16 protein-coding genes and 1 pseudogene are annotated in these 12195 nt (G+C 58.0%); 14 read left to right on the top strand and 3 right to left on the bottom strand.

Features of this window, described 5'->3' with window-relative positions; genetic code table 11:
- Positions 1–14 precede the first annotated feature (14 nt).
- From hisH to hisF, 4 genes are all read left to right on the top strand, one after another.
- Positions 15–677, top strand: coding sequence for an imidazole glycerol phosphate synthase subunit HisH (hisH, locus tag E5678_RS12200; RefSeq protein WP_136178777.1), 663 nt, complete (start codon positions 15–17; stop codon positions 675–677).
- Positions 678–704: 27 nt separating this feature from the next.
- A complete protein-coding gene (gene hisA / locus E5678_RS12195; protein WP_136178776.1) occupies positions 705–1445 on the top strand; it encodes a 1-(5-phosphoribosyl)-5-[(5-phosphoribosylamino)methylideneamino]imidazole-4-carboxamide isomerase in 741 nt (246 codons plus the stop codon).
- 147 nt (positions 1446–1592) lie between these two features.
- Positions 1593–1991, top strand: a complete 399-nt coding sequence (locus E5678_RS12190; RefSeq protein ID WP_136178775.1) for a hypothetical protein — start codon at positions 1593–1595, stop codon at positions 1989–1991.
- 654 nt (positions 1992–2645) lie between these two features.
- Positions 2646–3425 (top strand): imidazole glycerol phosphate synthase subunit HisF, encoded by a 780-nt coding sequence (hisF, locus tag E5678_RS12185; protein ID WP_136178774.1) that lies wholly within the window; start codon positions 2646–2648, stop codon positions 3423–3425.
- A gap of 55 nt (positions 3426–3480) precedes the next feature.
- Here the strand turns inward: hisF and E5678_RS12180 are convergent, their stop codons facing one another.
- Complete coding sequence (locus tag E5678_RS12180; RefSeq protein WP_136178773.1) at positions 3481–3981, bottom strand: lipopolysaccharide assembly protein LapA domain-containing protein; 501 nt, start codon at positions 3979–3981, stop codon at positions 3481–3483.
- Positions 3982–4098: 117 nt separating this feature from the next.
- Between E5678_RS12180 and hisI the strand changes: the two genes are divergently transcribed.
- The 7 genes from hisI (at position 4099) to tatC (ending at position 7497) form a co-directional block, all read left to right on the top strand.
- The gene (hisI, locus tag E5678_RS12175) at positions 4099–4500 is read left to right on the top strand and encodes a phosphoribosyl-AMP cyclohydrolase (RefSeq protein ID WP_210732062.1); all 402 of its coding nucleotides are present in this window, start codon (positions 4099–4101) and stop codon (positions 4498–4500) included.
- A complete protein-coding gene (locus E5678_RS12170; protein ID WP_136180753.1) occupies positions 4500–4883 on the top strand; it encodes a phosphoribosyl-ATP diphosphatase in 384 nt (127 codons plus the stop codon). Before hisI ends, E5678_RS12170 begins: the two co-directional genes overlap by 1 nt.
- 25 nt (positions 4884–4908) lie before the next feature.
- A complete protein-coding gene (locus E5678_RS12165; RefSeq protein ID WP_247596760.1) occupies positions 4909–5307 on the top strand; it encodes a hypothetical protein in 399 nt (132 codons plus the stop codon).
- Positions 5308–5383: 76 nt separating this feature from the next.
- Positions 5384–5746 carry a histidine triad nucleotide-binding protein gene (locus E5678_RS12160; protein ID WP_136178771.1) on the top strand — a complete coding sequence of 121 codons (363 nt, stop codon included), beginning with the start codon at positions 5384–5386 and terminating at the stop codon, positions 5744–5746.
- A gap of 115 nt (positions 5747–5861) precedes the next feature.
- Positions 5862–6107: a Sec-independent protein translocase subunit TatA gene (gene tatA / locus E5678_RS12155; protein ID WP_136178770.1), complete on the top strand. Its 246-nt coding sequence runs from the start codon at positions 5862–5864 to the stop codon at positions 6105–6107.
- Positions 6108–6199: 92 nt separating this feature from the next.
- Positions 6200–6691 carry a twin-arginine translocase TatA/TatE family subunit gene (locus tag E5678_RS12150; protein ID WP_136178769.1) on the top strand — a complete coding sequence of 164 codons (492 nt, stop codon included), beginning with the start codon at positions 6200–6202 and terminating at the stop codon, positions 6689–6691.
- The gene (gene tatC, locus E5678_RS12145; RefSeq protein WP_136178768.1) at positions 6691–7497 is read left to right on the top strand and encodes a twin-arginine translocase subunit TatC; all 807 of its coding nucleotides are present in this window, start codon (positions 6691–6693) and stop codon (positions 7495–7497) included. The genes E5678_RS12150 and tatC overlap by 1 nt, the downstream gene beginning before the upstream one ends.
- Before the next feature lie 339 nt (positions 7498–7836).
- Here tatC and E5678_RS12140 read toward each other — a convergent pair whose 3' ends face one another.
- A complete protein-coding gene (locus E5678_RS12140) occupies positions 7837–8988 on the bottom strand; it encodes a Do family serine endopeptidase (RefSeq protein WP_136178767.1) in 1152 nt (383 codons plus the stop codon).
- Between the two features lie 456 nt (positions 8989–9444).
- Between E5678_RS12140 and E5678_RS12135 the strand changes: the two genes are divergently transcribed.
- The 3 genes and pseudogenes from E5678_RS12135 (at position 9445) to pdxA (ending at position 11579) form a co-directional block, all read left to right on the top strand.
- Positions 9445–9594 (top strand): DUF3149 domain-containing protein, encoded by a 150-nt coding sequence (locus E5678_RS12135; protein WP_136178766.1) that lies wholly within the window; start codon positions 9445–9447, stop codon positions 9592–9594.
- Between the two features lie 140 nt (positions 9595–9734).
- Positions 9735–10511, top strand: coding sequence for a Nif3-like dinuclear metal center hexameric protein (locus E5678_RS12130; protein WP_136178765.1), 777 nt, complete (start codon positions 9735–9737; stop codon positions 10509–10511).
- 40 nt (positions 10512–10551) lie between these two features.
- Positions 10552–11579 (top strand): annotated as a pseudogene (gene pdxA, locus E5678_RS12125) (4-hydroxythreonine-4-phosphate dehydrogenase PdxA).
- Between the two features lie 48 nt (positions 11580–11627).
- On the opposite strand, the gene mscL reads toward pdxA, so the two are convergent.
- On the bottom strand, positions 11628–12056 hold the full coding sequence (gene mscL / locus E5678_RS12120) for a large conductance mechanosensitive channel protein MscL (protein WP_136178764.1): 429 nt from the start codon (positions 12054–12056) through the stop codon (positions 11628–11630).
- Positions 12057–12195 lie beyond the last annotated feature (139 nt).

The raw sequence follows: 12195 nt of genomic DNA, 5'->3' as shown, positions 1-12195 counted from the left end.
GATTGTTCGCTCTGATGAATACCAAGACAGTCGCCGTGGTGGACTACGGCAGTGGCAATTTGCGCTCGGTGTCGCAAGCCGTGGCTCACGTGGCCGCCGGCAGCGGCCTGTCCGTCGAAGTCACCAGCGATCCTGACGCCGTGTTCCGCGCTGAGCGCATCGTCCTGCCTGGTCAGGGCCACATGGGCGATTGCACCCGGGGCCTGGCCGATTCGGGCTTGCTGGAGGCTGTGTTGCACGCAGCGGCCAACAAACCCCTGTTTGGCGTTTGCGTGGGCATGCAAATGTTGCTGGATAGCAGTGAAGAGGGTCCCTCAAAAGGGCTGGGGCTGATCCCGGGCGAGGTGATCCGGTTCCAGCTGGAAGGCCGGCTGCAGGCCGATGGCAGCCGTTTCAAAGTGCCGCAAATGGGTTGGAACGCCGTGTTTCACGACCTCGGAAGAGGCCCTGCGCACCCTCTGTGGAACGGCATTGCCGATGGCGCCTACTACTATTTTGTCCACAGCTATTACGCCCGGCCCGTCGATCCCCGTCATGCGGTGGGCGAGGCGGACTTTGGCGGACGCTTTGCAGCGGCTATCGCTCGCGACAATATTTTTGCCACCCAGTTTCATCCTGAGAAGAGTGCTGACCAGGGCTTGGCGCTCTACCGTAACTTCCTTCACTGGAACCCCTGATATCAACCGTCGAAAGACACCACCATCATGTTGCTCATTCCCGCCATCGATCTCAAAGACGGCCAGTGCGTTCGCCTCAAGCAAGGCGATATGGACCAATCCACCGTGTTCGGCGAAGACCCGGCCGCCATGGCGCGAATTTGGGTAGATAAAGGTGCGCGACGCGTGCACCTGGTGGATTTGAATGGGGCGTTTGCCGGTAAACCCAAGAACGAGCAGGCGATCCGTGCCATTCTGAAGGAAGTGGGTTCCGAGGTCGATGTGCAGCTGGGCGGTGGCATCCGCGATCTGGACACGATTGAACGGTACCTGGACGCAGGTTTGCGCTACGTCATCATCGGCACGGCCGCGGTGAAAAACCCGGGCTTCCTGCAAGATGCCTGCACAGCATTCGGTGGCCACATCATCGTGGGCCTCGATGCCAAGGACGGCAAGGTCGCGACCGACGGGTGGAGCAAGCTCACCGGGCACGAAGTGGTCGACCTCGGTAAGAAGTTTCAGGACTACGGTGTCGAAGGCATCATCTACACCGACATCGGACGCGATGGCATGCTCAGCGGCATCAACATTGAAGCCACAGTGAAACTGGCCCAGGCCCTGAGCATCCCCGTGATTGCTTCGGGCGGGCTGTCCAATCTCGAGGATATTCGAGCGCTGTGCGCCGTAGAAGAAGAGGGGGTCGAAGGCGTGATCTGTGGACGCTCGATCTACAGCGGCGACCTTGATTTTGAAGCTGCTCAGCAATTGGCAGACGATCTCAACGGTTGAGCGATTCGGCAAGATATATAGCTATTTTTAACTATTATTTTCTGAAGTTATACGAAAAACAACTGACAATAAAGTCCTGATTGGCCATAATCACTGGCAGATGTGTGGTGCACTACCGCAAGAGTGCAAGCAATCAGGGAGACTTTCATGAACTTGCGTGGTGTTTTGCTTGTGCTGCTGATGGCCATGGCATCGCCGTGGGGGCTGGCCGCTTCAAACTGTGGCGGGGTTTCCGAAGGGAAGGACCAAGGCGGCGCGTTCTTCGACGACAACTTGCCGTTTGATCAGGACGTCTTCTCGTTTTGCTCCAAAGGGTATCCACCTCACTGCTGGATGGGCATCAATCCCGCCACGGGTACCTGGAAAATCGTCAGTCAGTACTGCTTTAACGCGCAGTGGACCTCGCAGTACGAAAAGGTCTGCCCGTATGGGGTCCGAGACGGCAAGGCGCCCGGTACCTGGAAGGCCCCAGGCAAGCCTGAGCTGATGTACAAGGGATCGCCCGACAGCGAAGATGGGCTGACATCCTGTTCGCACATGCAGTAGTACCCGTTGCCGGCTTGTGAGTGGGTGAGATGGGAAAATTTCTGGGGGCCTGTTTTGATGCAAAAGAAGACGTGGCGCACAGCGCTCAAAAGCGCCCTGTGTGCCCTGTGGCTGCTGGGCGCAGCAGGTGTTTCTGCACAACCCATCGCTTGCATCCAAAAGGGAAAAATGGATCTGACCCGGCCCGAGTTTCCATTGGTGACTTGCTGGGAAACGCTGGCGACCGGCGAACAAACTGCTGCAAAACTGCAAGAAGCCTGCGTAGTCCCTTTTGAACCCTGGGAAATCGAGTCGACCATCGTCCCTGTGTGTCCGCCCAAGCCTCTGGGCTCTTGCTTTGATGTCAAGGATGGGCAATCCAGCGGAGCTAACCTAGCCGGCGTTGAACTGCCCGATTCCTTGCCGGTCCCCGGCTTGACCAATATCCACCACTACACACCGCAGCAGCCTCACGAGTGGAAAAAAACGGCGAAAAACTGCAAGAAGAGTGGTTGCAAATGGGTAGGACCTGGATCTGGAACGTCACTTCCAAGGCTTTGAAACTGTCGGGAGGCTTTCGGTGCCTGCGCTCGGGCGAGGTCTTCAACCTGCGCCTTGAATCGGTATCGGTCTGTATAGTCGAGGCTTCTCTGACCCCAAGTTCGTGCCTACTTCATGCTCGCCAAACGCATCATTCCTTGCCTCGACGTCACCGGTGGACGGGTCGTCAAAGGTGTCAATTTTCTTGAGTTGCGCGATGCAGGCGACCCTGTCGAGATCGCTGCGCGGTACAACGATCAAGGTGCCGATGAGCTCACATTTCTGGATATCACTGCGACCTCAGACGAACGCGACCTCATCCTGCACATCATCGAAGCCGTGGCGTCGCAGGTGTTCATTCCCCTCACAGTCGGCGGTGGGGTGCGCTCAGTAGAAGACGTCCGTCGACTGCTGAATGCGGGCGCAGACAAAACCAGCTTCAACTCGGCAGCGCTGGCGAGGCCAGCGGTCATTCGCGAAGTTTCTGACAAATACGGATCGCAATGCATCGTGGTAGCCATCGACGCCAAGCGGCGCTTTGGCGATGACATGCTCGATCGTGGTGAAGGCTGGGACGTCTACAGCCACGGGGGCCGGAAAAACACCGGTCTGGACGCGGTTGCATGGGCGCGTCAAATGGCCGAGATGGGCGCAGGCGAGATCTTGCTCACCAGCATGGACCGGGATGGCACCAAGTCGGGGTTTGACCTAGCGCTCACGCGAGCCGTCGCCGATGCGGTAAGCGTGCCTGTGATTGCTTCAGGCGGCGTGGGCAATCTGGATCATCTTGCAGATGGTGTTCAGCAAGGCGGTGCAGATGCCGTCTTGGCCGCCAGTATTTTTCATTACGGGGAATACACCGTCGGACAAGCCAAGGCGCGCATGGCCGAGCGTGGGATTCCCATTCGCCTTTGAACCCTGTAGGTCCGACCTCCGGGTTGGGCTCCAAAGCTGTCGGGCGCTGCGGACCTTAGATGGACTTGGTCGGGGCAGGCAGTTGTGCCTGGCGCTCGAGCCTGTCTTCCAGCTCGCCCAGGTTAGCGCTCAAACCATTGCCGGTGTGCTCAATGGTTTCGGTGATCGAATTCCGCACCAAGTCCATTTTCTGAGCCAGTTTGTCAGACAGCTCTGCATCGCGCTCGGCTGTTATTTGCATCTCCGCCTTCAGAAATTCCCGAAGCTCGGTGAAGCGGGAGGCCTCGGCCTTGTCGGCGAGATGGCGTTGCTCAGCCATCTCCTTGGTGAGGCGACGAATTTCCATGGCGTGACCTGCCTGAAAAAACAGCAAGGCCACGAGAAACACACCTGTGACGGCGACCACCATGCCGAGCATCACCAAGCCCAGTGGTGCCTGAATCTGGGCCACGCCGAGATTGAGGTCGGTGTTTTGCATGACGGCATCAAAGTTCAGGGCCACGAACCCTGCAATCAACAGGATCAGCGCAATCAAAAGCAAAGTTCGGAACCGCATAGCGCCCTCCTCAGGCTGTGACCACGTTCAGCGCAGTGCTGTTGGGCCGTGAAGATTCAAGTAGTGTGCCTGATCGTAACGCCATTCCAGCTGATCCCGATGCCGCCTGCATGGTAGATTCCATGCATGAATTGGCTAGACGATGTGAAATGGGATGCGCAAGGCTTGGTGCCTGTGATTGCGCAAGAGGCCGACACGGGTGACGTGTTGATGTTCGCCTGGATGAACCGTGAGGCGCTGCAGAAAACGGCCGAGTTGAAGCGTGCCGTGTATTTCAGCCGCTCGCGCGCCAAATTGTGGTTCAAAGGGGAAGAATCCGGCCACATTCAAACGGTTCACGATATTCGGCTGGATTGCGATAACGACGTGGTGCTGCTCAAAGTGACTCAACTCGGGCACAAGCCCGGCATTGCTTGCCATACCGGGCGCCACAGCTGCTTTTACCAGCGCTATGACGATGGCCAATGGCAAACCGCAGAGCCTGTACTCAAAGCTCCTGAAACCATCTACAAAACGTGATGTCTCCTCCCATGTCCACCCACGACGACCTGGCCCGTTTGGCCGCCTTGATCGAAAGCCGAAAACCAGAAAACGGTGGAAACCCGGAGAAGAGCTATGTCGCTCGCTTGCTCCACAAAGGGCCAGACGCTTTCCTCAAAAAGGTGGGCGAGGAAGCGACAGAAGTGGTGATGGCTGCCAAAGACTGTGACCATGGCGGCGATGTCCAGACGCTGGTCAACGAAGTGGCCGACCTGTGGTTCCACTCCATGATCGCCTTGGCCCACTACGGTCGATCTCCAGCAGATGTGGTCGCTGAACTCACCCGGCGGGAGGGTTTGAGCGGGCTGGAGGAGAAGGCATTGCGCAAGGCCCAAGCCCGCGATGCCTCAGAGCCGTCATGAATTCGTTATCCCAAGGAGCGCTCCAGTGACCGAAAAAACAGACGTTGCGGACCAATCGATACGGGCGCAAGAGCAGGCCGAATCCCTCAAGACCGTTGGCTGGATCAGCTATTTGCTTCACCTTATCGTGGCGGTTGCGGCCGTGATCCCTGGCGCACAGGTTGGCGCAGGACTGTTGATCATCGCGCTCATAATCGATCTGGTGAAAAAATCCGACGCCGAGGGGACCTGGCAGGAGAGCCATTTCTCGTGGCGCATCCGCACCGTGCTCTGGGCGGGCGTGCTCTATCTGGTGACTCTGCCTTTGTGGATCATTTTTCTGTTGCCAGGCATGGTCGCCTGGGCCATTATTTCCATCTGGTTCCTCTATCGCATTGTCAAAGGCATGGTTCGCATGAACGCGAGCCGGGCCATGCCCGAATAAGGGCATTTGACAAGAATTCCCTCACCGGTCCCAACTGAGAGAAAGTTGAGCACGTGTTACCACCCCTTAAACCGCCATGAGTGCAAACGACCCCAACTGCATTTTTTGCAAGATCGTCACCGGTCAGATACCGTCCAAAAAAGTCTATGAAGACGAAGAGCTTTTTGTTTTTCACGATATTCAGCCTTGGGCGCCCGTCCATTTCTTGATCGTCCCCAAGCAGCACATTCCCTCCTTGGCGCAGCTCACGTCTGAGCATGAGCGCCTCATGGGCCGCATGATGGTGCTGGCCCCGCGGTTGGCGGCCGAGCAAGGCTGCAATCCCTATCCCGAGGGCGGATTCCGGGTAGTTTGCAACACAGGAGTTGAAGGTGGGCAGGAAGTGCATCACCTGCACGTCCATGTCATGGGCGGTCCTCGGCCTTGGCTGCGGGGTTGATCCCGGAAGACCCCTCACCATTTTTGTCTCTGGCTGTTCTGGAGTGAACTCTTGCCGGGGCTTAGAATCCCATGGTCAGCGTCCAAGCGCTTTGTTTCCTTTCTGGAGTTGAATCATGGGTTCCTTTTCAATCTGGCACTGGCTGATCGTGCTGCTGATCGTGGTGATGGTGTTTGGCACCAAAAAACTGAAAAACATCGGTGCTGACCTCGGCGGCGCCGTCAAGGGCTTCAAGGACGGCATCAAAGATGGCGAGCAGGGCGGCGCTGAGTCGGCTGCGGCTCCAGCGGCCAAAGTGACGCAGGACAGCACACGCGCCACAAAAGACACCATCGACGTCGAAGCCAAGAACAAGAGCTGAGATCCCTTGCCTGCGGGGCTTCAGGCCACCGCGGCTAACGGTTCTTGGGCACACAGGCTCAGGGACTCCCTTGACATCAGGACAGCTGACACATGATTGATCTGGGCATCTCCAAACTTGCCCTCATCGGAGCGGTGGCCCTCATTGTGATCGGCCCCGAAAAGCTTCCGCGCGTGGCCCGGACAGTGGGGGCGTTGCTGGGCAAAGCGCAACGCTACGTGGCCGACGTGAAAGCAGAGGTCAACCGATCTATGGATCTGGAAGAGCTCAAGCGCATGAAGGATTCGGTGGAGGGGGCGGCGCGCGATGTGCAAGGCTCCATGCAGTCCACGGCCAACGATTTCGAGAAATCCTGGTCAGAAGCGACGGCTGGACTGGAGGGGCTTGATTACGGTTCCGATTCGATGGGCGGTATCGGGAGCGATGGCTACCCGGTTTACACCCGCCCCAAAAAGAACTGGCGCATCAAGCAAAAGGCAATGCCCCAGTGGTACAAAGCCCGCACAGGTGTGCGAACCCGTACCCAGTCAGGAGCGGCTCGTGTGGCGCGCTTCCGCCCCCGTACTTTTTCCTCAACGCGTTGATGACCGATACCTCAAATTCCAACGACGAGCTGGCCGGTACCGAACAGCCTTTTGTCCAGCACCTGATGGAGTTGCGCAACCGGCTGATGCTGGGGCTGGCAGGTTTGGGTTTGTGCATGGCGGCGCTGGCCTTCTGGCCAGGCCCCAGCGGTCTGATCGACTGGATTGCTGTTCCGATTCGGGCCCACATGCCACCGGATGCCAAACTGATCGCTGTGGGTGTTTTTACACCCTTCTTCATTCCATTGAAAGTCTTGGGGATGACTGCCTTGGTGATGTCGTTGCCGTGGTGGATGTACCAGATCTGGGCTTTCGTTGCACCAGGGCTTTACGGCCACGAAAAGCGTTTTGCCATTCCGCTGATTGTGTTGGGCAGCTTGCTGGCCTACACAGGCATTGCATTTGTCCAGTTCTTTGTGCTGGACAAGATGTTTGGCTTCATTCAACAGTTCACGCCAAAGAGTGTGGCGGCAACCCCCGACATCGCTTCGTACGTAGAGGCGATCCTGTCGCTTTATCTGGCTTTCGGCCTGGCATTCCAGGTCCCGATTGTGGTGGTGTTGCTCGTTAAGATGAACATGGTCTCGGTGCAGAAGCTCAAGGAGTTTCGAGGCTATTTCATTGTGGTTGCCTTCGTGATTTCAGCGGTGGTGACGCCACCCGATGTGATCTCCCAGCTTGCTTTGGCCGTGCCCATGTGCCTGTTGTATGAGCTGGGCATCTGGGGCTCACGGTGGTTCGTCACCAACTCGGCCAAACCAGACTCCGAAGAAGCTTCGCCAGAGTCTGATGAGTCTTCTTCTTAAGGCAGTCTCGAAGGTTGATCGTGGGGTCGAACCAGCCGGGGGATGGATCCGGACCTTGGGTGGCGTCGATTCAAAGGATCCCGGCAAGCGAGATTGATGTTAGTGCCCGCTGGCTCCAGGCTGGTTTCGGCAGAGGTTCCGCAAGCAAGGGTGTTCAGATTTGTTGGATCCTATGAGGCGCCGCCTGGGGCGAGGCGGTAGGCAGGTGTTCCGTGAGCACATTCCGGTCGTTCAGTCCCACTTGACGGGTCTTTGCGCGGTTCACGCGGTGGCGGCCAACAACGTCGGTGAATTGCGGACCCAATCAATGACCTGACGCGGAGGCGTCAGGGTAGGGCGTCAGCGTTGTTGTTCCTGCAATCGTGGCCGCGTGCGTTTGCCGGGCGTCACTTCGATGGTCTCTTTGCCGTCTTTGCGCACCACATCCAGCTGGGCGGCCGTGCCTGGTTTCAATGCGGCGACAGCCGATAGCAGCTGGGCCACATTGCTCACGGAGCGACCCGCCACCTGGGTGATCACGTCACCCGGGCGAATACCGGCTTTTGCGGCAGGGCCGTTTTGTAGCACGCCTGTGATGATCACGCCCACATTTGTGCTCAGGCCAAAGCTCTCAGCCAGCTCGGGGGAAAGGTCCTGGGGCTCAACGCCGATCCAGCCGCGCGTGACCTGTCCGTCGCGCACAATCGCCTCCAGCACGTTCTTGGCCGTGGAGGTTGGAATGGCAAACCCGATGCCCATGGAGCCCCCGGATCGGGAGTAAATGGCCGTGTTGATGCCCATCAGGCGGCCACCCGTATCAACCAGGGCTCCGCCCGAATTGCCGGGGTTGATCGCGGCGTCTGTCTGGATGAAATTTTCGAACGTGTTGATGCCCAGTTGGGTGCGTCCGAGCGCGCTGACAATGCCGCTGGTGACCGTTTGCCCGACGCCAAACGGGTTACCGATGGCCAGAACCTGGTCGCCAATGGCCAGGCCGTCGGAATCGCCAAGGGTGATCACAGGCAACTCCTTCAGGTCGACCTTCAGGATCGCCAAATCGGTCTCGGGATCTGTGCCGATCACTTGAGCCGCACTTTTCCGGCCGTCGTTCAGGAGGACCTCGATTTGATCGGCCTCTTCAATCACGTGGTTGTTTGTGAGGATGTAGCCGGCTGGGCTGACGATCACGCCAGATCCCAAGCCCGCTTGGGGCTGGGATTGGCCTTGTTCTCCGAAAAAGAATCGCGACCACGGATCGTTCGCCAACGGACCGGTTTCTGGAGCCTTGCTGGTGTTGATGCTGACCACGGCGGGCGATGCAATGCGCGCCGCCGCGCTGAAGCCCTGGGTCCCACCGCCGGATGCAACGGGTTCGTTTGACTCGAAAACGGGCACCACAGATGCCACGATCGGCTTGCGGTTGAGCCACTCGGGCTTGAGCGTTGCGATGACGAAAAACGCCGCCAGCAAGACCGTTACAGATTGGGAAAAAACCAGCCAGAGTCGTTTCATGGGGTGTTCAGGGTCCAGTGCACATAGGCAGCGCCGACCTGAATGCAGATCAGCGCTAGCGAGGATATTGTCCTGCAAATGCAGATCAGGTAAGCGCTGCATTCTCCCGCGACGCGCTTTCAGGTTCAAAATGCGGTGCACTGGCGGGCCTTCGTGGCGCATCGTGTACCGCTGGCACACACAAACCAACAGGCGTTTCAGGCGCCTGTTCTGAACCGAGCCCTTGTAGGTTGTGGTTGTTCGGTCAATCTGTATTGTTGCAAAACCGGATCAGTCGGCCGGTCTGACCCTGGAATTCGCGCCTGGCCTCTCATCCCAAAAAAGCTGCGCTGTGCACAGCTTGGGTCATGCGGAGCTTCCCGGAGCATGGGATTTTGGGTGGTTTGACCCAAGTCAAGGCGTTCAATCGCTGCTTCGGTTGCAATGGATGCATTATCAGAAAGCATGGAGAACACTATGAAAGCGATCGTCGACCTTTTTTCTACCGATTACGGCTTGTTCAGCATTTCAGGCATCGTATTCATGATCGGCATGGCGATCTGGTTTTACCGGTTCTTCACCCGGAAGATGGAGGAGGCTGAGCAAGCCCAGAAGGCCATGCATTGAATGAGTTTCGGCAACACTTTTTCCTCAGGTGCTTGTGTCGCCTGCTCAAAGTTGTTGAGCAGGATGGCTGTCAGAATGCAAAGTCCAACCAACTGGCCCCGTTGAGGCCGTTGGCATAGTTTCCATTGTGTCGTTCCGCCATGAATTCACCAGAATCTTCTGTTTCCCGTGATGTACTCCTGAGTGCCTTTGACGACCTGCTGCAGCCCGCAGCGTTCAAAGACTATGGGCCCAATGGGCTGCAGGTTGAGGGTAAGAAGGAGATCCGCAGCGTGGTTTCGGGTGTCACGGCGAGTTTGGCACTGATCGATGCAGCGATCGAGGTCGGAGCTGACGCACTGTTTGTGCACCATGGATTGTTCTGGCGCGGGCAGGATGGGCGGGTCACAGGGTGGATGAAGCAGCGCCTGGCTCGGTTGTTGGCGCACGAAATCAATCTGTTTGCCTACCACTTGCCACTGGACGCCCATCTCACCCTGGGCAACAACGCACAACTGGCGCGCCACCTGGGAATTCACTGGGTGGGTGCTGAGCCGGTTCGCTTTGGTGAGCAGTCCTTGGGCTTTCTTGGTGTGCGCGCCGAACGTTCTGCGGCAACGCTTGCCCTTTGGGTTGAACAGCAGTTGGGACGCCCAGTAACGCTGATTGCCCCGAACGATCAACCTATTGAGCGGGTTGCGCTGTGTACCGGGGGCGCCCAAGGCTACTTTGAAGCGGCCATTGCAGCCGGCGCCGAGGTGTTCATCACTGGTGAAATCTCTGAGCCCCAAGCGCATTACGCTCGGGAATGTGGTGTGGCCTACATCGCTTGCGGCCACCACGCCTCGGAACGCTATGGGGCACCCGCAGTGGCTGCACACGTGGCAAGTCAGCTGGGCATTGCCCACCAGTTCATTGATATTCCCAACCCGGCATGAGGTCGTGATGCTGGCTGAACCATCTTCTGTACCGGAGTCGATGCGCCCTTTGGTGATCAGCATGGGAGATCCCGCCGGGATTGGGCCTGAGATCATCGCCAAGGCTTTGACCGAGCGCCCCGCGTTGAAGCATGCGGTGGTGATTGCCGGGAATCTGGCGACGCTAGAGACCGCTGCCCTGTTAGTGGCCAAAGCTGGGGGCAGCGAACCCGTGTTGTTTTGGCCGATTCCCACGCTGGAGCGTCGCGGGCAGGTACCTGAAGCGCATGTGGCTGTGTTGCAGGCTTGTGAGCTTCCTGTGCGGCCCGAGTGGGGCGTGGTGAGCGCCCAGGCGGGCAAGGCTGCGGCGGAATGTATCCGGGTGGGTGCTGGGGCTGTGTTGAGCGGGGCCGCCTGCGGCCTGGTGACCGCGCCAATTCACAAAGAGTCGCTGGCGTTGGCGGGTGTCGAGCATCCCGGCCACACCGAATACCTCCAGGCGCTGTCTGCCGCACACCTCGGTGTTTCCGTCCAGGAACTGCCTGTACGCATGATGCTGAGCTCACCAGATTTGCGCACCGTGTTGGTGAGCATTCATGTGTCTTTGCGGAATGCGCTGGACGCGGTCACCACGGACCGTGTCGCCAGTACGATTCGAATCACCTATGAACACTTCCGCCGTCTGGGCTGGAACAGCTTGCGCATCGGTGTGTCCGGCCTCAATCCTCACGCGGGGAGGGGGGGTTGTTTGGTAGCGAGGAAGTTGAGGTGATCTCACCCGCCGTTCGGCGAATGCAAGATCAGGGCATCAATGTCAACGGCCCGCACGCACCCGACACCGTTTTTATGCGGGCCCGCCAGGGCGAGTTTGATGTGGTGATTGCGATGTACCACGATCAAGGTCTGATACCCGTGAAGCTGCTGGGCCTGGAGCACGGTGTCAATACCACCTTGGGCTTGCCTTTTGTCAGGACCAGCCCGGACCATGGCACGGCCTTCGATCTCGCCGGAACAGGACGAGCCAGTGCCAGCAGCTTGCTGGCCGCGATCGATGCCGCGCAGGACGCCTGCTCGGGCCTGTCTCCATAGAATTAGCCACCCACACTTTTTTGAAGCGGGCGGCTGAAAATGGCTGGTCTATTTGCGCAGGCTGTCGCGGATTTCGCGCAGCAACACCACATCTTCCGGCGTCACTTCGGGTGCAGCTTCGGCTGCTGGCTCTTCGCGCTTCATGCGGTTGATTTGCTTGACCATCATGAAGATGATGAAGGCCAGAATCATGAAGTTGATGGCGACCGTGATGAAGTTGCCATAGGCCAAGACGGGAACACCCGCTTCCTTCATCGCGGCCAGCGTCGTGGCCGTGCCATCGGGCACTGCGCCCAGTGTGACAAACAGGTTGCTGAAATCCATGTTTCCAAAGATGGCTCCCACGACGGGCATGATCACGTCCTCGACCAGCGAGCCCACAATCTTGCCAAACGCCCCGCCGATGATCACACCGACAGCCAAGTCGATCACGTTGCCCTTGACGGCAAATTCCTTAAATTCTTGCATCATGCTCATGTTGTGTCCTCAAAACGTGTGGGTAGAAATTATTCACTGGCAAGCGAGTCAGCTGAAAAAATTCTCGCATGGAACACCTTGGTGTTATTGAGAATACCCCTCGTTGTGTGATCTTTGTCAGCAAGCTGTTGTTACTGGC

Source organism: Hydrogenophaga sp. PAMC20947, assembly GCF_004795855.1.
Classification (GTDB): domain Bacteria; phylum Pseudomonadota; class Gammaproteobacteria; order Burkholderiales; family Burkholderiaceae_C; genus Hydrogenophaga.
The sequence above is the reverse complement of the archived record's forward strand: the minus strand, read 5'-3'. Positions and strand labels throughout refer to the sequence as shown.

What these genes read in the sequence shown, in the direction of transcription:
- hisH (WP_136178777.1), top strand. Translation starts at nt 15, where the DNA reads ATGAATACCAAGACAGTCGCCGTGGTGGACTACGGCAGTGGCAATTTG.
- hisA (WP_136178776.1), top strand. Translation starts at nt 705, where the DNA reads ATGTTGCTCATTCCCGCCATCGATCTCAAAGACGGCCAGTGCGTTCGC.
- E5678_RS12190 (WP_136178775.1), top strand. Translation starts at nt 1,593, where the DNA reads ATGAACTTGCGTGGTGTTTTGCTTGTGCTGCTGATGGCCATGGCATCG.
- hisF (WP_136178774.1), top strand. Translation starts at nt 2,646, where the DNA reads ATGCTCGCCAAACGCATCATTCCTTGCCTCGACGTCACCGGTGGACGG.
- E5678_RS12180 (WP_136178773.1), bottom strand. Translation starts at nt 3,981, where the DNA reads ATGCGGTTCCGAACTTTGCTTTTGATTGCGCTGATCCTGTTGATTGCA.
- E5678_RS12170 (WP_136180753.1), top strand. Translation starts at nt 4,500, where the DNA reads ATGTCTCCTCCCATGTCCACCCACGACGACCTGGCCCGTTTGGCCGCC.
- E5678_RS12160 (WP_136178771.1), top strand. Translation starts at nt 5,384, where the DNA reads ATGAGTGCAAACGACCCCAACTGCATTTTTTGCAAGATCGTCACCGGT.
- tatA (WP_136178770.1), top strand. Translation starts at nt 5,862, where the DNA reads ATGGGTTCCTTTTCAATCTGGCACTGGCTGATCGTGCTGCTGATCGTG.
- E5678_RS12150 (WP_136178769.1), top strand. Translation starts at nt 6,200, where the DNA reads ATGATTGATCTGGGCATCTCCAAACTTGCCCTCATCGGAGCGGTGGCC.
- tatC (WP_136178768.1), top strand. Translation starts at nt 6,691, where the DNA reads ATGACCGATACCTCAAATTCCAACGACGAGCTGGCCGGTACCGAACAG.
- E5678_RS12140 (WP_136178767.1), bottom strand. Translation starts at nt 8,988, where the DNA reads ATGAAACGACTCTGGCTGGTTTTTTCCCAATCTGTAACGGTCTTGCTG.
- E5678_RS12135 (WP_136178766.1), top strand. Translation starts at nt 9,445, where the DNA reads ATGAAAGCGATCGTCGACCTTTTTTCTACCGATTACGGCTTGTTCAGC.
- E5678_RS12130 (WP_136178765.1), top strand. Translation starts at nt 9,735, where the DNA reads ATGAATTCACCAGAATCTTCTGTTTCCCGTGATGTACTCCTGAGTGCC.
- mscL (WP_136178764.1), bottom strand. Translation starts at nt 12,056, where the DNA reads ATGAGCATGATGCAAGAATTTAAGGAATTTGCCGTCAAGGGCAACGTG.